Raw genomic sequence first — 20078 nt, forward strand, 5'->3', positions numbered from 1 at the left:
ATAACTATCTGCTCACTCAAAAAGATAATAAGAACCTCGCAGAACGGCCATTATATTGGTATTTTCCGATTTATTTAGAAGGCGGAAATAAAGAGACCAACGATCCGATTTTTAGGACAAGGCCCGGACAAACTATCCGTAAAGGCGATTGGAAACTGCACTATTATTTCGAAGATGGTTCAACTCAGCTCTATAACTTAAAAGATGATATAGGTGAGAAAAATAATCTGGCAGATAAAAACCCTAAAAAAGCAGAAGAACTTCTTGGCTTGTTACAAAAGTGGAACATAGATGTTAAAGCACCAAAAGTAGCTGAATTAAACAAGGATTATATTGCTCCGGTTAAGCAGTAGCCATTTTAATTGACAAATTGATTAAGCAGGAGCACCCCAATAAGACCTAAAACAGAAACCAGGCTTTCCATCATGGTCCAGGTGCTGAAAGTTTCTTTCAGGCTTAGGTTAAAGTATTCTTTAAACATCCAGAAACCAGTATCATTTACGTGTGAGAACATCAGACTCCCCGCACYAACCGATAAAACCATTAACTCTGGAGGTGTTCCGGGGCCAATTAAAGGGAGTACCATACCCGATGCGGTTAGTGCGGCCACTGTTGCCGAACCCAGGGTTACCCTAAGTGATGCGGTAATTAACCATGCGAGTAATAATGGCGATAAATTCAGCCCACCGGTAAGTTGTTTTACTGTTTCACCCATACCACTATCAATCAAAATCTGTTTAAAGGCACCGCCTGCTGCAATAATTAAGATAATCATGGCAATACTTTTAACACCTTCAGCGCACGATTCCATTGCTTTTGTAATGGAAGTTTTTTGAATCGCTAAAGCAATAATAACCGAAATTAATAAGGCAGCGGTAGGATCGGCTAAAAATATAAACAGCGGTTTACTGATATAATCGAATTTAAAACTACTCCCTATCGTTCCCGCAATAATTAAAAATACTGGCAATAATGCGGTAATGAAACTCCTTGAAGCGGAAGGAAGGTTTTCTTCTTCATTGATACTGAAACGCTGAACAGTTACCGATTGATCGCGTTTGAGAATCAATCGCGGAAAATAAATTCCGGCAATAACTGCAATTGGTACGCTTAAAGTTAAACCGTAAATCAATGTTTTACCAATATCGGCATGGAAAATACCAGCTAAAGCTATCGGGCCAGGGTGGGGCGGTAAAAAACCATGTGTTACCGAAAGGGCTGTGGCCATTGGTATGCCGATGTATAATTTTGATAGTCCTGTTGTGGCAGAAATGGCAAAAACCAAAGGGATTAACACCACAAAACCTGCATTATAAAACAAAGGAATCCCCACCAATAAACCGGTTAACAGCACAGCCCATTGAATGTTCTTTTTGCCAAAGGCCCCGATCAATATGAAAACGATCTTTTTTGCCGATCCGCTGTCTTCAATCAATTTACCCATCATCGCTCCAAGCGCCAAAACCATTACCATGCTGCCCAGCGTGCTGCCTATACCATTGCTGATAGAGCTCATTACCTTTGTGGCAGGCATTCCCAATAAAAGACCAGTAATAATTGCCACAGCAATTAGGGCAATCATTGGGTTGATCTTTTTCAAGATCAGCACGAAAAGCAACAGGATGCCGAAGAGTAGGATAAGTAATGACATTTGGTTAGGGCTTAGGTAATGTGATTAAATGTAGCTTTTAACACGGATGCACACAGATAAACACTGATTTTAATATTATCTGTGTCTATCCTTTTATTTCATTTTTTTTAACGCTTTTTACTTTTTAACAGTAATGGTTCTGCCGGTAACGAGATGAAACTCGTAAACGCGGTACAGGCCATCATCGCTAATCTCTATGTTTTCTACGAGGCCGGTTTTGCTAAAAGTATCGGTTACCATATCGCCGATTTTTACATCTTGGAGAATATCGTTGGGCGTATCATTGTTTAATCTGATCATAATCGTAAAAGTATCAATTATTAGTAAAACTTGTAGGATTGTTTTAATCCGTTGTTGAGCTTGAACAGCAATGGAATAAAGTAAACCTAACATTTGGTGTCACGTTTAAAGATTAGCCTGTTTTGTGGCTACAATCATCAAAGAGAAGGCTGGTAATGATGCAAAGTAGTGGTTCGATTCCAAAGAACGGTCGTCATTCCCGCGCAGGCGGGAACCACGAAGTGCTCAGCGAAGCTAATCTTAAAGCGTAGAAAGTTTTCTCTGTTTGCTCGGTGGTTAATACCTCTCGCTCACCGCTTAACTCTCCGTCCTTAAAATCTTTAACGGCGGTTGGTTTAGGATGCTTCTTGTACTTAAAATACCAGTAATTACCACGAGCGATACAATTGAGCCAAACAACAATAAGGTTGGTACCAATGGAGGCACAAAGGCTGCATCGAAAGTGAATTTAGCTAATGCCCAGCTTCCACTGATGGCTAAAATTAATCCGGCGCCTGCGGCAAAAGCACCTAAAAAGAAATATTCAATCGCATTTATTGCTAAAATCTGCTTTCTACTGGCACCCATTGTCCGCAACAAAATACTTTCTTTTATCCGCTGGTTTTTACTGGTTAATACCGAAGAGATTAAAACAATCCAACCGGTAACCATGCTAAAGCCAGCCATAAACTGAATTACAAAACCGATTTTGCTTAACAGCTCATCTAAGAGTTTTAATACCAGATCTAAATCGATGACTGAAACGTTTGGAAATTTTTGCACCACTTCTCCCTGAAAACGGGCTGAAACTTCGCCCGATGGTACCCTGGTCATCAACACATGAAATTGTGGTGCTTCTTCTAATACCCCTGCTGGAAAAACAACCCTAAAATTGGTCTGCATCCTGCTCCAGTTCACTTCCCTCAAACTTCCAACAACTGTTGGTATCATCATACCCTGCACATTAAAAAGAATTTTATCATTCAGCTCAACATGAATCTGCTGGGCATAACGCTGATCCAGTGAAATATAAACCGTTTCATTAGATTTTATTTTTCCAGTCCATTTGCCTGATGTAATTTTCTCTGCTGCGGTTAAAGTATCCTGGTAGGTAGCCCTGATTTCGTTGCGATAAGCCCTTCTGTTATTGGTATCTGCACTGGCTTTCTTTCCGTTAATTTCTTCAATGCGCATGGTAATTACAGGCACCTGGTTCATTAGCGGCAATTTGAAAGCTTTGGTTAAACTGTCCAATCCTTCTTTTTGCGTATTCTGGATGTCGAACATCACCATGTTAGGTTGGTTAGCACCTGATGAAAGTGTAACGCGACTCATTAAGATCCCCTGAACAAAAAATAGGGTGCAGATAAATGCGGTTGATAAACCTATAGAAACGGTAAGCATCAAGGTTTGGTTATTCGGCCGGTAAAGGTTGGCAAAGCCCTGTCGCCATAAATAACTGGATGAATTGGGTAAGAGTTTTCTCACCAGAAACATCAATATTTTAGACAGGATAATCAACAGCACAAAAGCGATGGCAATACTTGCGGTAAAAGCCAGCGTTTGTATCCATGTTTTCATCTGCAAGTGCGTAAAGGCCGTAATAAAGACCGCCATAAACAGGTATACCAACCAGGTTAGCGGATCTCTTTTTCCAGTTGCTTTTTCGAAAGAAATCCGGATGGCATTTAATGGCGAAATCCTTCTTACGGATAGGAGTGAGGGAAGTGCAAAGAGGATCGAGATGATCAGCCCCAATAAAATACCCTGACCAACTGCCAGCCAGGAAACCTGCATGGTAATCTCGATCGGTAGAAAATCTTTTAATACCAGTGGAAGCAAAAACTGTATCCCTGTGCCTAAAGCTGCCCCTAAAACAGAGGCAATTAAGCCAATGAAAAAGACCTGGATAAGGTAGATTAAAAATGCATGACGTGATTTTAATCCTAAGCACCTCAGTGTGGCAATTGCACTTAGTTTTTCCTGAATGTACACATGGATAGCGCTACCTACACCAACACAACCCAGCAGCAAAGCGATAAAACCAGATAAAGCCAGAAAACGGTTTACATCTTTAAACGATCTTCCGGTCTGTTCTTTCCTCGATTCAACCGTATCGGCATCGAAACCTTCTTTTTCTAATTTGCTGTCCTGCTTTTTAACCCATTCATCTATTTTGGATGGATCGTTATACCTGAAATAAAATTTATTGTTGATCCGGCTTCCGGTTTTAATCAGATTGGTTTTATCGAGGATTTGTAATGGAATATAAACGGTAGGCGCAATACTTGCACCAATACCGGTTTGGCCCGGAGCTTTGGTTAAAGTGCCCAGTATATTGAAATTGAGATCGCCTATTTTTACCGAATCGCCAACTTTTGCATTAAACTGCAGCATTAGCGTTTGATCTACCAATGCATTTCTTCCCGATTGAAAATGTTTTGCAGCGGCTAGGGGAATGGTTTCTATTGTGCCATAATAAGGGTAATTCCCCTCCAGGGCTTTCATCTGTACCAAGCGGCTGCCTCCGCCTTTCTGGAAATAGATCATCGAAGCAAATGTTTTCTCCTGCGATCGTTCATCACCAAGTGTATCGAGCATTTTTTGCATCGCTTTGCTTACGCCCTTCCGGCTATCTAAAACCAGATCGGCTCCTGTAAGTTCTTTTGCCTGTGCATCAATATCCTTTTGCAGGTTATCTTTAAACGAATAAACCGCAACGAGGGCTGCAATGCCCAAAACAATAGAGGAGATAAAGAGTAATAAACGTGCACGGTTTTTCCTGCTATCGCGCCAGGCCATTTTAAATAGCCACGAAAACTTAATAGATTGTTTTGGGAGGCTATTAGGCATAAGTAGGGTTTTCGTCTGAAATGATTACGCCGCCTTTAATTTTAATGCTCCTTGCCGTTCTGGCAGCCAGTTCAAGATCGTGTGTTACGATAATTAATGTGGTTCCCGCATCTTTATTTAAATCAAAAAGCAATTTGATCACTTTTTCACTGGTTTCCGCATCAAGGTTTCCGGTAGGTTCATCTGCAAAAAGAATAGCCGGTTGATTCGAAAATGCCCTTGCCAGCGAAACACGCTGTTGCTCACCACCTGATAGCTGTACGGGATAGTGATGCGAACGGTCGGCAAGGCCAACTTTATCCAGCAGTTCCAATGCATGTGAGCGGATGTTTTTTGCCCCCCTTAATTCTAAAGGTACCATTACATTTTCGAGTGCCGTTAAAGTGGGCAACAGTTGAAAGTTCTGAAAAATGAAACCTACATATTGATTTCTGATTGCCGCCCTTTCATCCTCATTCAGTTTCTCTAAGGCAATACCATTCAGTTCAACCGTTCCGCTGCTGGCCCTATCTAATCCGGCACATAAACCAAGTAAGGTTGTTTTTCCGCTTCCCGAAGGACCCGTTATGGCCACAGTTGAGCCAGCTGCTATCGAAAAATTAATGTTATCCAAAACGGTCAGTTTCCGTCCGGCACTTTGGTAAATTTTGCTTACATTTCGGATGTTCAATATGCTTTCCAATAGCTGAATTTTTAGGGTTTGCGTATAGATTGTGGCCAAACATAACGAGGCACTGCCTGTTAAGGTAATGGTTTAAACAATAATTAGATATAGATTAATTAGATATGTTACGAAAACGATTAATGGGGCTATTTGTTTTGAGCCTTGTACTGCTGAGCTGCGGAAACCGCGAAAATAAAAGCAATGCCGATAAAACTTTAGATTCGACTGACCAAAAAACGGCTTCCGTGGCTACYGAGCAGAAGAATATCCTCTTTTTTGGGACCAGCTTGACTGCAGGTTATGGACTCGATCCAACGGAAGCTTACCCGGCGTTGATCCAAAATCGGATCGATTCTTTACAAATGCCTTACAAAGTAATTAATGGTGGTTTAAGTGGCGAAACTTCTGCTGGCGGAAAAGGGCGGATAGATTGGTTACTTAAGCAGCGAGTGGATATTTTCGTGCTCGAACTTGGCGCAAATGATGGATTGCGCGGGTTGCCTGTATCACAAACGGTTAAAAACCTTCAAGCGATTATTGATCGTGTAAAAGCTAAATACCCTGATGCTAAAATGGTGTTGGCCGGTATGCAGGTTCCGCCTAATATGGGTGCCAAATATGCTGCCGACTTTAAAAACATGTTTCCTGATCTGGCAAAGAAAAACCAAATGGCACTGATCCCCTTTTTATTGGATAAGGTGGGTGGTGTTCCGACATTAAACCAGGCCGATGGTATACACCCAACTGCTGAAGGAGATAAGATTCTTGCCGAAAACGTATGGGTAGTGTTGAAGGATTTGTTGTAGTTAAACAGTTTTAACCGCAGTTAATCTTCAGAATTAATTCCATTTTTTAACCGCAGAGGCCACAAAGAGAAAGGCGCAGAGGGTACAGAGTTGTTATGAGGTCGAAGTCGATCGTCATTCCCATGCAGTGGGGAATCTTATTGCCTTGGGGTTTAAGATCTGCTATTATTTTGAAATAAAAATAAAATCACAAATGTTGGTTAATAATCTAGCAGTGGATGATTGAAATTTTAGTTCCCATTTAACTTCCAGTATATTGCATGTAAATAATCATCCTGCAATGAAAACGCATCTTGTGAAAATCTTTGTTTTCTTTCTAATGGTCATTGCCTTCGGTTGTGGAGGCAATACTTCAAATAAAAGAAGGAGCGTAGTTACTGAAACACTTGGTAAAAATATGCTTAACGTAAAAAGCATGCATGATGATCTATCTGTTTTGTGGTCGGTAGTTAAAGAATTGCATCCTGGCTATGGGTTTTATACCTCACCTGCAGATCTGCAAAAGGCCTATGATAAAACTTATACCTCAATAAAATCGCCACTTACCGAAAGCCAGTTTATCGATCAGATTTATCCTTTTATTTGCGGGTTGAGGTGCGGGCATACGCAGTTAAAACATTCAGCATTATTTAAGCCATCGGCCAATGAAAAGGTTCCCCACCTCCCTTTTAAAGTACTGGTAAGGAACCACCGTGTATGGATAACGATGCATCAAACAACCGAGGTGAACACAGGAGATGAAATTATCGATATTAACGGAATAGCGGTTTCGGCAATAATTGAACATGGATATGGTTTGTATTGCGGAGATGGTTATGCTGAAACATTTAAAGAACTATTTCTGAGCGAATATGACGGTTTTGAAGATGCCTGTAATAAATGTTACCATTGGCCAGGCCCATATCAGATTAAACTTCGTACCGCTAATGGTGCAATAAAAAACATAAATGTGAAAGCGGCAGAAGATGGGGCAATAGCAGAAGATCCGAAGTTAAAACCAGTCGATAATTTTGCAAACTGGGTTGTTGTCAAGGATATTCCTGATCGTCGGCTGAGGTTTTTAAAAAAAACAGCCACCGCATGGTTTTCGGCACCTCCTTTTGCATACGCAGATACTGTTGTGTATAAAAATGCTTTTGCATCGATCCGAGAAAAAGGAATCAAAAACCTGGTGTTAGATTTAAGGCACAATACAGGTGGTGACATCAGGGTAGCTACACAATTGTTATCTTACCTCGCCGATTCCTCTTTTAACATTGTTAAGGATGWGAAATCAAGAGTTGCCGATCTGGCACAGAACCGTTTTTCAAAATATTTTGATACAACCGTAACGCAAGGATTTGTGCTGGGCTTTAAAACTGGCGGTAAAGAAGGTAATTGGTATCATATTAATGCAACCCCTGCATTTGGCCGGATTTATGGGCCTTTTCAACTGGCAGAAAAGGATCATTTTAACGGGAACCTAATTGTTTTAATTGATGGTGCTACCTTTTCGTCGGGCGCATTGCTTACGGCTGCTTTAAAAGCACAACGGAAGAATGTTAAATTTATAGGAAGGGAAACCGCAGGCACTGAAGAGGGCTGTAATGGGGTAACCCTTCAGAAACTAACCTTGCCCAATACCAAAATTGCAGTCGATTTTCCTTGGATGAGGGTAGTTTCGATGGCTAAAAATCCAGTTAAAGGGAGAGGTATTGTTCCCGATTATGTTGTAAACTACAAACCCGAAGATGTGGTGCGCAATAACGATGTAGATTTAAGAAAAGCATTGAGTTTGGTTAAATAGATTCGAGATTTTGTCCTGCTGAACTTGTTTTACAAGTAGAAGTAGTATTTTCAATTGTCTTGTAGCTACTACGTGGTCAGCAACTTTATGGTAACGACGGCAGATCTGAACCTGAAAATCGGGAAAACTTGAGCATCAATTTTCTGTTGTACAAAAGGAATAAGCTTTTCCCATTCTTATTTTTCACTCCTGCCTAAAACGCTTTAGGGTACCATCGTTATTGAATTGCAGGTCGTAGCGCTCGCGGCTGCCATTTATTGTGGAAGGAAACCAACGCATACCATCATCCCAAATTGAAATGTAGGCCGTAGTGGTGGGTTTTGCACCTTCAACCTGAGCGGCTTTATCATTATAAATTTGCATTACCTTGTGTGCATCTGCAAAATTTATTTTACTTAAAGGAAATGTCCTGCGCTCGATATTCCTGGCCTGTACAGGTTTTGGATCAGACCAATAACCATCTTTGTATTGGTATGCATCTACATATTTAGGGTTTTCCGGATGCTGTAAGGCCAGTTTAATGGAGCCATCCTCATAAAAGTGTACAGATTCATATATCACAATTTCTCTATCACGGTATTGTGGCAGCCGCCTTAGTTTCTCTTCAGCCTGTGCTAATTGTGAAGCACTTAACATTCCTTTCCTGACTTTTGCTGTTGGTTTTTCTGTATTGCTGTTTTTTGCCCCTGGCTGAGGCAGGTTCATATCCTTTAAAAATTCATTTACCCTTTTTTGGATTTCCTTGCTATCTGCTGGTGTTTGCTTTTGTTTTAATAGTTCCAGATCATGAAAAAGTTCTTTTGCCTTGTCCTGAAGTTCTGGCGTTTTAACCGTATCACCGTTTATCACCACAAATTTCTCCTGATGATGATGTGTAGAAGTTGTCGTTTTAGTGGTTCTGGTATATTCGCCTTCTGATCCGATACGGTTTTCTTTATTGTATTTTTTAGCCAAAGAATCGTTTGGATGAAAGGTTTCGTCCACACTTTTTGTGACCTGTTTGCAGCTCAAACACAGGAGGCAAGACAATATGATCAGGCTGGAGATGTTGTTTAAGTTTTTCATCAGAATTCTCCTTTAATTTCGTTCAGGTCTTTTTCAAGGGCAATTTTCTGTGGATTTTCTTTGAGGTAAAAAATGGATACATGTTCCTGTTTGGTTATATCCAGATCGAGCAGGTCAACAATCTTTTTTAGGTTTGCCTTATATTTTTGGTTATGTTGATCGGTAAATTCCAGTTCAAAGTTAATCATTGGCTGTTCGTTAATAAAGGTTCCGGTCTGGCTGGCCTTAATCAACCTGGCAGTTGTCCGGATACCTTTAAATTTGATTGGGAACAATTCATTTGGCTTACCCCAAAATTTGCTTTGGATAATAGTACCTAAAAACCGGTAAAAAAGAAGTACTGCGGGGCAAACCAATAACGGATGACCTATGCTCATAAAACGCCAGCCCATGCCTTCGCTTTCTGAGGAATAGGAATAAACAAAATAGCCAGCAACGATACAGGTAAAAGTGAGCCAACCCAAGTTAACCAGCGCTACTATGGTTTTGTTTATGCTCACTTCTGTACTGGCGATAATGAGATAAGGGACTTTGTTTGCTTCCTTATCCAACAGTATGCCCACGGTTTTACCAACCTCATAGCGGCGTTCGTAAGGTTTTGAATCGTTTATTGTGGTTTTTTGCCTGATTTCACTACCCGCCAGATTTTTAAACTGGAGTGTGAGTTCATAGGCATCATAAGCCACTTTAGGTTTTGACACTTTTACAGCCTCTATAATTTTGGCTTCACGTGGCTCACCGGTATTTTTGAGTTTTTCTATATTGTGCTTTATCGAAAAAGTACGGATTACCCATTTACGGTAATAGCCTATTAAAAGAATAATCCATAATAACACAGCAACCGCTACCAAACTTAACGATAGCCATGGGTCGCGTTCCATCAAGTTCGGCATGTTGTCGCTCTTAATGTTGTAATATAACAACATCGGGAAGGGAATGGCAAAAAACAACATGTAAAGTATCCAGAATATCGAAAGTCCTTTTCCCATAATTGTTTAGGTTAGATGGATTACAAAATGATGATTTTTCCTTAATTGCGCTGTATTTTGTTTTTATTGTAACGGAAATTAAAGAATGTGGCCAATTTCTATATTTTCATTTCCCTGATCATCTGCTTCCAGATATAGCCTCCAGTTTAATTTTTCGGCTAATTTAAAAATGTTTTAATGTATAGCTCCTGATCAAGGGTCTTTCCTTTGGCACAAACAATGGCAATCAAATTAATAAAGCCTGTTTTCTTTATTGAAGAAGCAAAATTTCCATCTTTTGCTTCTGCCAAAATAATGTCGACCCAAGGAAAATGATCTGCATTGCTTAAGGTTTGATGATTTTTTCGAACGAAATTCCCCGTTTGTAACAGCACATTCATTACGCTATCGGCTTCTATTTTTACAGCATGCTCCCGATCGCTTTTAATGTTATAATAGTTGTATTTATCGCTCCACATTGTTACTTTATTGCGTAATTTATTCTTCCTTAAAATACCCTCCAAACCATTGATCAAAGTTTTCTTTGTGTTTTTGCTGGGCGGTGTTAATCAACTCATTGGGCGCCTCAATCCGATCCAGGTTGTAATCGCCTTTCATCCACTTTAAATATTCACCCAGATCTTCACTTTCTTCATAGCTTTTCTCATCTTTATAGAAATAGGTTTCCTCAGAATCAACCCAGATTTCGGTATCATAGGTGAGTAAATGTAAAAACTGTTGAATATTTTCTGCAACAATATGAACTCCTCCTTCGTCTCCAAAAACCACAACAGGMATTTGGTTTAAACCTTTATTAGTTCCATCGTTCCAAATCGCATAAAACGAACCCGAACCGTTTGCCTGTGCAAAGGGCAGTAACTGGTTTAAAAAATTTTCATCTTCACTCCAGCTTTTTAAGCCCGATTTATCATCGATTAAAACACCAAAGCCTTGAGCAAATGAGTCATAGGGTTTGGTATCGAGTTCAGTTAAGGCCTTGTTGATGTTTTCCTCGGGCCCATGTTTATCTATCATTTTGGCTATTTTGAGATGCTCTTCCTTGTAACTTGTTAAAACATAGTTGTGCAGTATTATTGAAGCATCCAGCATAGGTTTTGTTTCTGGAGTTGGCTGCAGTTTCTTTACTTTCTCCAAGTTCTTTTCGGCCCTGGCAATCGAATTTTTCATGTATTCTTCGCAATTGGTAACTTTACCGGGACCAGATACCTTTTTAAGATATTCCTGATAGCCTTCAAAATAGTAAGTGCCAAAACGTGATATATCATTGGCGTTTAAGRCTGCCTGGTCAAAATATTCTTCGGGGGTATTTACCCTAAGGTTGCATGCAGTGATGGTCGAGACCATCACCATTAGCATGACATTTTTGATGTTGAGGCGCATAAACTTCTTTTTAGTATTTACCAACAAATGAAGACTTGTCTTCGAACCATTTACCAATAAGTGGAACGGGTTTTAGTGCACCATTAGCCGCATTGATAATCCCCATAACCCAAAGAATGATAAATGCATAACCAACAAACCCCAAAAAAGATAAACTGGGCACTACAAGGGCAATGATGGTAAACGCTATGTTGAAAATGATACTCACAATGGCGAGGCCTAACGACTGTCTTAAGTGATATTTAAGCAAATTGTCAGCTTTATCTTTTCCCATAAAATAAGCTACTAACCAACCGATAAGGGTGATGTAAGAAATGATTGAAAGGGTTTTGTTGTCCATGATTTCTGTTTTTTTAGATTGAAAAATTATTTAGTTCAAATTTGGAGTTAATCATCGCTCTTTAAAAGAACTTGCCGCCTACAGAACATCTACTGTATTTTTTAAAAACGTCTACAATACATCTACAGGTATTCTTAAGTTGTTGTTGGTTAGTGTTTTATGTTTTTTAGTTGTTTTCAGCTTTTGTCTACAATTTTACCCAAGCTCCAATCTTTATACTAATTTTACGATATGAAGCATCTGGTTTTTAAAAACATATTACTCTTGATTGGGATAGTTATAGGTTGTTATACGGCCCAGGCGCAAAGCTTATTGGATAGTACAGCGCTCGATCATTTAAGTGAGAAGGATAAACCAGCCCTGCTTACGCAGTTGGCAGAAAGATATAGGGTTAATGCAAACTATGCAGCCGCAATTGTAAAGGCGCAACAAAGTGTAAGTTTGGCCATAAAACTCAAAAACGCTACCGAAGCCACAAAAGCATATGCCATGCTGACTAATGTTTATGCAAATATGAAGCAGTTTGCTTTGTTGAAAAAAACAAGCGATACCACTTTAGCTATTGGGCAAAAGGCACAACAGCCTATTGCCTTAGCTTATGCTTATTATGCGCAGGCTTTATTTTACAATGCTATCGACAATAACGAACTGGTAACTAAGTATTGCCAGATGGGGCTTAAAATGTTGGAGAAAAAATACGATCCTTATCTTACTGCTAAAATATATTACCAGTTATATGCACTGAATACGAGGTGGGACGGCGTAAGAATTACAGCGGGATAGCATTATTTACTACTTAGATAAAGTGCAAGATCTTTTTAAACAGTACCCTCAATACGTTGCCAGAAAAACATACGCTATGGCTTGCATCAATAGTGCAGATTATTATTTGAAATACTTCCCTGATACAGATCAGGCTGCGAAAGCAAATGCCATTCGGTACGCAAATATGGCCAACGACGTAATGAGAGGAGTGCTGAATGGGGAAGAGGTTAGGGCGAGTAGTTTGGGAATTTTGAGCGAATACGCCAAAAGAGATAAAAATACAGCCATGACTGAAGGGTATTTACAAGAGGCCTATAGTATGATGAAAGACCAGCAGGCGCCATATTATTATACACTGATCAATATTGTAACGGCATTATCCAGCTTTTATGAGCAAAATGGCAATTACACAAAGGCACTTGAGTTTCAGAAAAAAGCAACAGCATACAACAGTAAACTCTTTGATCAGAAGCAGGCTTTGAATGCCCAAAAACTAGAAGTACAATACGAAACTGAAAAAAAAAAACAATGAGGTGAAGCTGTTAAAGCAAAGTGAAAAATATGCGCAACAGCAAAAGTATCTATACATTGGTATTGCGATCGCTTCTTTGCTTGGCCTGATATTTATGTTCCGTTCCTATCATTTCAGGCTTAGGTATTCACTGCAGCGTGAAAAACAGCTGCATCTGGAAAAGCAGGATGCTGAACTGCAGATGAGGCTGGAAAAGGAAGAGCAGGCAAGGTTAAAGGTAGAGCAACTGTTATTGGAAAGCCAGCAACAACAATTACAGAAAGAAGTAATGGCCAATCAGTTACAATTGGAACATAAAAAAGAGATGCTTTTTCAGATCAAAGAAAAGCTCAGTGCCAACGATCAACTGAATATTAATAAAATCTGGAATGAAGAACTGCTTTTGGATAACGATTTTGAGGAAGCAAAATTTCAGATCCAACAGGTACATCCAGAATTTTTCTCGCTGTTAAATCAAAGGGCACAACAAAAACTCACCCCACTCGATCTAAAACTCTGCGCTTATCTGCACTTGAAGATGGATACCAAAAAAATTGCCCAGCTGATGCATATCGAAGCCAAAAGTGTGCGCATGAGCCGCTACCGGATTAAACAAAAGTTAGGTTTAGGGAAAGAAGAGGATTTGAACTTGTTTTTGCAAAATGTTGGTTAAAACATAATCCTAATTTTAAAGGTCGGAATTAAAAATTCCGACCTTTAAAATTAGTTCTTTACCAATGTAGGTTTAGGCTGGTAATAAAATTCTTCTTCTTCAAAAGTATCTTCATCTCTCTTTTCCGTGTGATTAGCAGGTAAAAATTCATCTACTCTTACAACAGGGCCATTTTTAGCCAACTCACTACCGGCAACTTTCGATTTAAAAATAGGCCATAACAATTGTGCATACCATTGGTCGCCTTCGTAATGCGAAATGCCATAAGCCTTAGGGTATTTGCGCGTAATTAAAGCTGTTCCAAAAATAATGTCCCATAAGAAAAACATATTGCCAAAGTTGCCCTTGTAGTAACCCACGCCATCATCTGTTGTGGCCGCATGGTGCGCATGGTGGGTAGCTGGTGTAGAAATTGTTCTTTCGAGTACCCAGGCCAGTGGGTGCAGTATTTTGTATTTGTAAAAAGGTTTATCCCACGGAATGCTCGAGTGAGCCAGGGTGGTAATGGTACCTTTAATTCCTCTTACCACAATGGCAGGTATGCCAAGTCCTAAATATACCAGGGCTGTGGTTAAGTAGGTTTGTGAAAAAAACAGGGTATAAATGGCATTCTGCCTGCTGGCCATGGCCATGCCCATATACGATGCAGAATGGTGGGTACGGTGAAAACGCCATAACCACGGAATTTCATGGTGCAGCCTGTGGTACCAATACTGGGTAAGATCATCGGCAATGGCAATAATGATGCAACCCCAAAAGAAAGGGACCCACTCAAAGGTATTCTTTAAACCAGGCAGTACGGATGGTAAAAATTTTAGGCCATAGTAGGCCACAATTGGCCTGATCACCAATCTTGGCAGGGTAAAGCAGGCGATATCAACAAAACGTTCGTTTTTTGGCCACTTACCTTTATATAAGCCAAAAGAGAATTCGAGTACGCCAATAAAGAATACTAAAAAAGGAAAACCGAAACCATTTAGGTTTTCGATTATGTTTTTGATAAAATTAATCACTGGTTCCATTGCTTGATGAATTTTTAGGGTTTACAGATTTAGTTTTTTCAGCTTTGTGCTGTTGTTTTAGCCAGGGCCTGTCGCCGGTAATGTAAAACGTAACGAACATTAACACAATAGGCAATACATAGATAAAGAGGCTTAATACCGCATTTCTAATGATTTTTTGCCGGGTTTTTTCTTCGATTTTCATGGTTCATAGGATTTTAGTTTTTGTTAATGGTTTGTGGTGCTGGCTTGTTGCCAAGTAATCGCTGGGTAAGGTAAAGGCCACCAAAAATGATGATAAAGGGGATCAGCGTTACAATAATGCCCACCAATATCTTTTTCCCTAAGATGCTAAAGTCTGATGCTGTCATTTTTTTCTTTCTTTTTAAATTAATAATTAATTATATCCCGGATTTTGTGTGAGTAGCGTATTGAGTTCTCTTTCGGTTTGAGGGATAGGAAACAGGATGTTTTTTGAGGAAACAGCCAATTTTTCGGGAATTTTTTTGAGGGCATCTACATAAATATTACCACCCTGCCTTACCAGATCGAACCAGCGATGGCCTTCCTGGATAAATTCTTTTCTACGCTCTAAGAAAACAGAGTCTTTAAATGCATCTGCAGATAAACCAGGCGTTAAATCTGCAATTTTTGCCCTTGCCCTTACTTTGTTAATGGCATTGTAAGCCTCGGTGCTTGGCCCGCTGATGTTGTTTACCACTTCTGCGTAAAGCAGCAATATATCTGCATACCTGATTACAGGATAGTTTACCCCGCTCTGTGCCTGGGTATTTAAGGGGCTTAAGGTATAATCAACAAATTTGTTGAAATATGGCGTATAGGCATTTTTAAAAACCACATACTTGCCTGTTGCCGCATTGTAAACAGAATCATAAAAAGTGGTTTCGCGTCTGGTATCTATAGGAGAAAAAAGTTCGTAAACACTTTTGTTGGCAGGTACATCAATGGGGAAAGTTCCTGTATTAAATGAAGTAAAACTCTGACTGAGATTTTGTACAACATTTTTTGCCCCCAGATTACTTTCAAACTGTACAGAAAAAATATGCTCGATGCCGTTCTTGGTTGCTTTTTGAAAAACATCTTTATAATTAGGAAACAGTGCATAACCGTAACCACCGTTTATTATGGTATTGAGTTCGGTAAGGGCTTTGGGCCATAATTGCTGCGTAACATATACCTTTGCCAGCAGTGAGTGGGCTGCGCCCGATGTTGCTCTGCCTAAATCGGCTGTGCCATAATTTTTTGGCAAACTGGTGGCATCTGTTAAATCGGCAATAATCTGCTGGTAAACTGCTGCAGTAGCACTTCTTTTAACCAATAAATCTTCAATATTTACACTTTTAGGCTCGTGCAGTACCAATGGTACATCGCCATATAACCTCACCAGGTTAAAGTACAGCAGGCCCCTTATAAATTTGGCTTCGCGCACCAGCCTGTTTTTTAAAACGGTATCCGCAGAAACATTGGATATATTATCAATCGCAATATTGGCCTTATTGATGCCGAAGTACAATTGTTGCCATACTTTCTGTATCCGGCTGTTAGAAGGGATATACGTTGATACACCTAAAGCCCGCACATCAGGGTTGGTATTGCTCGGACTAAAAATCTGGTTATCGCTTGCATTTTCTACCAATAGGTTTAATTGGCGGCCATATAAAGGGAAATCGCCGTTCGGGTCGCTGTTTAAAGAACTATAAACGGCATTAACTGAAGAAATCGCATCCGATTGTGTTTTAAAAAACTGCGAACTTACAATAACTGAACTCGGGTTTTCTTCGAGTTTTTTGCAGGCTGTAGCCGTAAATATTATGATTGTTAATAACCAGATTATAGGATGGGTGATTGTTTTTTTCATCTGTATATTAATTTTATAAAGTAATGGATAAGCCAGCCAAAAAGGTTCTGGTGGCCGGGTATGTTCCAAAATCGATTCCCTGTTTGGTATTGTCATTGTCGTAAAAATTTACCTCAGGATCCAGGCCAGTGTATTTTGTAACGGTGAACAGATTTTGAACGGACACATAAAATCTTAAATTTTTAAACTTGATTTTATTTGCCCATTCTGTTTTAAAGGTGTAGCCCAATGAAACGTTTTTAAGCTTTAGGTATGAGGCATCTTCAATTAGGCGGTCGGTTACCTGTGGTACCGGCGAGTTGGTGGCGCGTGCAACAGTCGCATCCTGGTGTTGTGGTGTCCAACGGTCTAACAATGTTGCCGATGCGTTTTGGGTAAGGGTAGGGCGCTCTAAACTTTGCTGAAGCAAGTTAAATACCTTGTTGCCATAAGAACCCTGGAAAAATATCGACAGATCTATTCCCTTGTAATTAAAAGTATTGTTTAAACTGCCTGTAAACTTTGGCTGTGCACTACCCAGGTTATGTTTATCGGCAGTGGTAATAATACCATCCTGGTTGCTATCTACATATTTTGTATCGCCAGCCTGCTGCGGTACACCTCCCAACAGTGGTGTGCCATTAGTAAGATCGGCCGTTTTTAAAAGTCCGTTCGTATTATAACCCCAAAAAGTACCAACCGGCAAGCCAACCTGTACAATTACGGGCGACACCTGTCCTGTTGGCGCAACGGGGAAAAAGCTTTTTACATTTTCTCCCAGGCTTAGCACCTTGTTGCGATTGGCACTAAAAATCAATGTGCTTTTCCAGTTAAAAGCGGGTGTTTTTATATTTTCGCTATTCACAGAAAACTCAATACCACGGTTAGATACACTCCCGATATTTTTTAGCGCGCTTGCATAGCCGGTGTATAATGGGAGCGGCACATTAAGCAATAAATCGGTTGTTTTTTTGTAATAAGCATCAAAGGCAATGGTTATCCGGTTGTTTACAAAGCCCAAATCTAAACCTGCATTATACTGAGTAGTGGTTTCCCATTTCAGGTCCGGATTGGCAATTTGTATGGGCGATATGCCAGTAACCAGTTTCCCGCCAAGGTAATAGTTGGTTGGCGACAATGAAGAGAGCGAACTGTATGGCGGTATTTCCGAATTGCCTGTTTGGCCTGCACTTAAGCGAATTTTCAGGCTGTTAACTATATTTTGGAGCGGTTTAAAAAATTCTTCGTCGTTAACATTCCACGAAACACCTACAGAAGAAAAGAATCCCCATTTATTTTCTTTACCAAGTTTGGAAGAACCATCGGCCCTTTCGGATAAGGTAATATTGTAGCGGTGCAGGTAAGAATAGTTAATACGTGCAAGAACCGAGTTAAGGCTCGAACTGTGGGCAGCTGAGTTGGGCAGGTTGGCAATACCAGCATAAGATAAATTATCAAACGTGGTTAAATCGTTGGGAAACTGTTGCGCTGATGTGGTAAAAGATTTACCATTTTCGTACTGCGTAGAATAACCCACAAGTGCATTGAGGAAGTGTTTATCTCCGAAAGTATGGTTATAGGTAAGGGTATTTTCGTTCAGCCAGCTTAATGCATTGCCCGAGCCCAGGGCAGCATAGCCTTTGGTAGCATAACCTGTAGATCCTCCTGCCGGTGAGGCTGTAAAAGAAGGGGCATAATATTGCTGATTGGTGTTCAGGATATCGACCCCTGCCGTAACTTTAAGTGTTAGATCTTTTAAAATTTTATATTCGGCTGCAATGTTGCCCAATATCCGGTTGAGGGTATTTTGGTTTGTAGTGGTCACTATATCCTGTAAGGGATTAGTTGGCACTGCATTTAGTGGATTACTGATATTATAGCTGCCGTCGGCATTTTTAATTGTGGCAATAGGGCTGGTGAGGATTAAGCTTGCATAGGCATTGCTAAAGTTAATGCTGTTGTATGCACTGCCCGGTAGCTTGTTCTCTATAGATCTGCTGCCGAAAAAATTGACTGTAACTTTAAATTTTTCTGAAATGTCTTTCTCGTAATTAATCCTTGCTGAATATCTTTTATATCCTGAATTTGATATTACACCGTCCTGATTAAAGTAATTGCCCGAAATTAAATACCTCGATTTTTCATCTCCCCCTGAAACAGAAAGCTCTTGATTAAAGATTGGTGCGTTACTTAAAGCCGAACCTTGCCAATCTGATCCTGAACCAAACGTAGCTATTTGTGCATCGTTATAAGTTTTCGGCACACCATCACTTGTATTTACATCGTTTATTAAGGTTGCCCATTGTGCTCCATTTAGTAAATTGAGCTTTCTTGCTACGGTTTGCGTACCGTAATAGGCATTATAATTTACGTTGTTTACACCTTTTTTCCCTTTTTTTGTGGTGATGATAATTACCCCATTGGCTCCTCTCGATCCGTAAATGGCTGTTGCTGATGCATCTTTTAGTACTTCTACCGATTCGATATCGCTTGGATTAATGGTGGAGAGTGCGTTTGAACTGGTGCCAATGGAACCAACGTTAGCATTGTCGTTGTTGTTGTATACAATAAAACCATCTATAACGTAGAGCGGCGCATTACCAAATGAGATGGAATTACCGCCCCTGATCCTCACCGTGGCTGTACCGCCCGGTTGCCCCGAGTTTTGTGTTACGCCGATACCAGAAACACCGCCTTGTAGCATATTATCGAAACTTGCAGCGGGTTGTGCCAACAGGTTTTTGGAAACCGAGCCTACCGATCCGGTAACGTCGCTTTTTTTCTGGCTGCCATACCCCATTACAACAACATCGTTCAGGCTACTTGCTTTTTCTGCCAATAGAATGGTAATCGGGCTTCCATCAACCACAATCTCTTTGGTTTGATAACCAATAAAACTTACTATGAGGGTATAAGGGAATTTTTGTCCGGTACGGAACGAAAAGCTTCCATCGGCTGCGCTGGTTACGGCATGTGTAGTTCCTTTTATGGCCAAAACCACATTGCCGATAGGCTGTTTCGTTATCGAATCTTTTACTGATCCTATTAACGTTGAGTTAATGATTGGGGTACTTTGCTGTGCGCTTGCATTTTTGGTAAAGATGGCAATTGCAAGAAATACCATCAGCCTGGTGGCTATTTTTTTTCTATGGATAGATTTTTCCATATATTTATACAGTTTTATTTAATGATTTGAATTGTTAGTAAAACACTTGATAACCAGAAGTGATTGGCGTTACGCTGGTTATCGAATAATATCCGGCAGGGCTTCCCTGTCGGTTTTGTTTTTTATGATAGACACTATCTCATTTTGTACGCTGTTTAGAAAAGATACACTTCTGCAGTTAGCCTTAGGCCAGTAATTATTTAAAAAAGAATGGGGGTGAGGAGCGCTGCTGTATTAGCAACAACAGGAAAGGCACATTCGCATGGAAACAAATTGTAAATGGTGCATTGT

19 protein-coding genes and 1 pseudogene are annotated in these 20078 nt (G+C 40.1%); 6 read left to right on the forward strand and 14 right to left on the reverse strand.

Features of this window, described 5'->3' with window-relative positions; all coding sequences use genetic code 11:
- Window positions 1-353 (forward strand): annotated as a pseudogene (locus tag AC1DND_RS11035) (sulfatase); the annotation flags it as partial.
- Window positions 354-358: 5 nt separating this feature from the next.
- Here AC1DND_RS11035 and AC1DND_RS11040 read toward each other — a convergent pair.
- The 4 genes from AC1DND_RS11040 to AC1DND_RS11055 form a co-directional block, all read right to left on the reverse strand.
- Window positions 359-1651 (reverse strand): gluconate:H+ symporter, encoded by a 1293-nt coding sequence (locus AC1DND_RS11040; protein WP_477581595.1) that lies wholly within the window; start codon window positions 1649-1651, stop codon window positions 359-361.
- A 117-nt stretch (window positions 1652-1768) separates the two neighbouring features.
- Window positions 1769-2044 carry a hypothetical protein gene (locus AC1DND_RS11045; protein WP_477581597.1) on the reverse strand — a complete coding sequence of 92 codons (276 nt, stop codon included), beginning with the start codon at window positions 2042-2044 and terminating at the stop codon, window positions 1769-1771.
- A 204-nt stretch (window positions 2045-2248) separates the two neighbouring features.
- The gene (locus AC1DND_RS11050; RefSeq protein WP_477581598.1) at window positions 2249-4783 is read right to left on the reverse strand and encodes an ABC transporter permease; all 2535 of its coding nucleotides are present in this window, start codon (window positions 4781-4783) and stop codon (window positions 2249-2251) included.
- Entirely contained in the window at window positions 4776-5465 is a 690-nt protein-coding gene (locus AC1DND_RS11055; protein ID WP_477581599.1) for an ABC transporter ATP-binding protein, read from the reverse strand. Before AC1DND_RS11055 ends, AC1DND_RS11050 begins: the two co-directional genes overlap by 8 nt.
- Before the next feature lie 104 nt (window positions 5466-5569).
- Between AC1DND_RS11055 and AC1DND_RS11060 the strand changes: the two genes are divergently transcribed.
- A complete protein-coding gene (locus tag AC1DND_RS11060; RefSeq protein ID WP_477581601.1) occupies window positions 5570-6253 on the forward strand; it encodes an arylesterase in 684 nt (227 codons plus the stop codon).
- A gap of 280 nt (window positions 6254-6533) precedes the next feature.
- Window positions 6534-8039, forward strand: coding sequence for a S41 family peptidase (locus tag AC1DND_RS11065; RefSeq protein WP_477581603.1), 1506 nt, complete (start codon window positions 6534-6536; stop codon window positions 8037-8039).
- Between the two features lie 183 nt (window positions 8040-8222).
- On the opposite strand, the gene AC1DND_RS11070 is transcribed toward AC1DND_RS11065, so the two are convergent.
- From AC1DND_RS11070 to AC1DND_RS11090, 5 genes are all read right to left on the reverse strand, one after another.
- Window positions 8223-9023 (reverse strand): hypothetical protein, encoded by an 801-nt coding sequence (locus AC1DND_RS11070; protein WP_477581605.1) that lies wholly within the window; start codon window positions 9021-9023, stop codon window positions 8223-8225.
- 80 nt (window positions 9024-9103) lie between these two features.
- On the reverse strand, window positions 9104-10093 hold the full coding sequence (locus tag AC1DND_RS11075) for a hypothetical protein (protein WP_477581606.1): 990 nt from the start codon (window positions 10091-10093) through the stop codon (window positions 9104-9106).
- 158 nt (window positions 10094-10251) lie between these two features.
- Window positions 10252-10608 carry a hypothetical protein gene (locus tag AC1DND_RS11080; protein WP_477581608.1) on the reverse strand — a complete coding sequence of 119 codons (357 nt, stop codon included), beginning with the start codon at window positions 10606-10608 and terminating at the stop codon, window positions 10252-10254.
- Window positions 10571-11473: a hypothetical protein gene (locus AC1DND_RS11085; protein ID WP_477581610.1), complete on the reverse strand. Its 903-nt coding sequence runs from the start codon at window positions 11471-11473 to the stop codon at window positions 10571-10573. The genes AC1DND_RS11080 and AC1DND_RS11085 overlap by 38 nt, the downstream gene beginning before the upstream one ends.
- Window positions 11474-11483: 10 nt before the next feature.
- The gene (locus AC1DND_RS11090; protein WP_477581611.1) at window positions 11484-11813 is read right to left on the reverse strand and encodes a DUF4870 domain-containing protein; all 330 of its coding nucleotides are present in this window, start codon (window positions 11811-11813) and stop codon (window positions 11484-11486) included.
- Between the two features lie 264 nt (window positions 11814-12077).
- On the opposite strand from AC1DND_RS11090, the gene AC1DND_RS11095 reads away from it, so the two are divergent.
- The 3 genes from AC1DND_RS11095 to AC1DND_RS11105 all read left to right on the forward strand — a co-directional run bounded on the left by AC1DND_RS11095 (window position 12078) and on the right by AC1DND_RS11105 (window position 13762).
- Window positions 12078-12596, forward strand: coding sequence for a hypothetical protein (locus AC1DND_RS11095; RefSeq protein WP_477581613.1), 519 nt, complete (start codon window positions 12078-12080; stop codon window positions 12594-12596).
- 76 nt (window positions 12597-12672) lie between these two features.
- Window positions 12673-13110 (forward strand): hypothetical protein, encoded by a 438-nt coding sequence (locus AC1DND_RS11100; protein ID WP_477581615.1) that lies wholly within the window; start codon window positions 12673-12675, stop codon window positions 13108-13110.
- Window position 13111: 1 nt separating this feature from the next.
- On the forward strand, window positions 13112-13762 hold the full coding sequence (locus tag AC1DND_RS11105) for a helix-turn-helix transcriptional regulator (protein ID WP_477581617.1): 651 nt from the start codon (window positions 13112-13114) through the stop codon (window positions 13760-13762).
- Window positions 13763-13812: 50 nt separating this feature from the next.
- On the opposite strand, the gene AC1DND_RS11110 is transcribed toward AC1DND_RS11105, so the two are convergent.
- Genes AC1DND_RS11110 through AC1DND_RS11130 form a run of 5 tightly spaced genes read right to left on the reverse strand, consistent with a single transcriptional unit; the run spans window position 13813 to window position 19787 of the window.
- Window positions 13813-14784 (reverse strand): sterol desaturase family protein, encoded by a 972-nt coding sequence (locus AC1DND_RS11110; RefSeq protein WP_477581619.1) that lies wholly within the window; start codon window positions 14782-14784, stop codon window positions 13813-13815.
- Window positions 14768-14968: a hypothetical protein gene (locus AC1DND_RS11115; RefSeq protein WP_477581620.1), complete on the reverse strand. Its 201-nt coding sequence runs from the start codon at window positions 14966-14968 to the stop codon at window positions 14768-14770. Before AC1DND_RS11115 ends, AC1DND_RS11110 begins: the two co-directional genes overlap by 17 nt.
- A 13-nt stretch (window positions 14969-14981) precedes the next feature.
- Window positions 14982-15134, reverse strand: a complete 153-nt coding sequence (locus AC1DND_RS11120) for a hypothetical protein (protein WP_477581621.1) — start codon at window positions 15132-15134, stop codon at window positions 14982-14984.
- A 26-nt stretch (window positions 15135-15160) separates the two neighbouring features.
- Window positions 15161-16642 (reverse strand): RagB/SusD family nutrient uptake outer membrane protein, encoded by a 1482-nt coding sequence (locus tag AC1DND_RS11125; protein ID WP_477581623.1) that lies wholly within the window; start codon window positions 16640-16642, stop codon window positions 15161-15163.
- Window positions 16643-16655: 13 nt separating this feature from the next.
- On the reverse strand, window positions 16656-19787 hold the full coding sequence (locus AC1DND_RS11130; RefSeq protein ID WP_477581624.1) for a SusC/RagA family TonB-linked outer membrane protein: 3132 nt from the start codon (window positions 19785-19787) through the stop codon (window positions 16656-16658).
- Between the last annotated feature and the right edge of the window lie 291 nt (window positions 19788-20078).

The organism is Pedobacter sp. 01N416 (assembly GCF_056399685.1).

Bases quoted from the DNA above. Each gene is read 5' to 3' on its own strand.
- AC1DND_RS11045 (WP_477581597.1), bottom strand. From the start codon at position 2,044: ATGTTAGGTTTACTTTATTCCATTGCTGTTCAAGCTCAACAACGGATT.
- AC1DND_RS11050 (WP_477581598.1), bottom strand. From the start codon at position 4,783: ATGCCTAATAGCCTCCCAAAACAATCTATTAAGTTTTCGTGGCTATTT.
- AC1DND_RS11075 (WP_477581606.1), bottom strand. From the start codon at position 10,093: ATGGGAAAAGGACTTTCGATATTCTGGATACTTTACATGTTGTTTTTT.
- AC1DND_RS11090 (WP_477581611.1), bottom strand. From the start codon at position 11,813: ATGGACAACAAAACCCTTTCAATCATTTCTTACATCACCCTTATCGGT.
- AC1DND_RS11100 (WP_477581615.1), top strand. From the start codon at position 12,673: ATGGCTTGCATCAATAGTGCAGATTATTATTTGAAATACTTCCCTGAT.
- AC1DND_RS11110 (WP_477581619.1), bottom strand. From the start codon at position 14,784: ATGGAACCAGTGATTAATTTTATCAAAAACATAATCGAAAACCTAAAT.
- AC1DND_RS11115 (WP_477581620.1), bottom strand. From the start codon at position 14,968: ATGAAAATCGAAGAAAAAACCCGGCAAAAAATCATTAGAAATGCGGTA.
- AC1DND_RS11120 (WP_477581621.1), bottom strand. From the start codon at position 15,134: ATGACAGCATCAGACTTTAGCATCTTAGGGAAAAAGATATTGGTGGGC.
- AC1DND_RS11125 (WP_477581623.1), bottom strand. From the start codon at position 16,642: ATGAAAAAAACAATCACCCATCCTATAATCTGGTTATTAACAATCATA.
- AC1DND_RS11130 (WP_477581624.1), bottom strand. From the start codon at position 19,787: ATGGAAAAATCTATCCATAGAAAAAAAATAGCCACCAGGCTGATGGTA.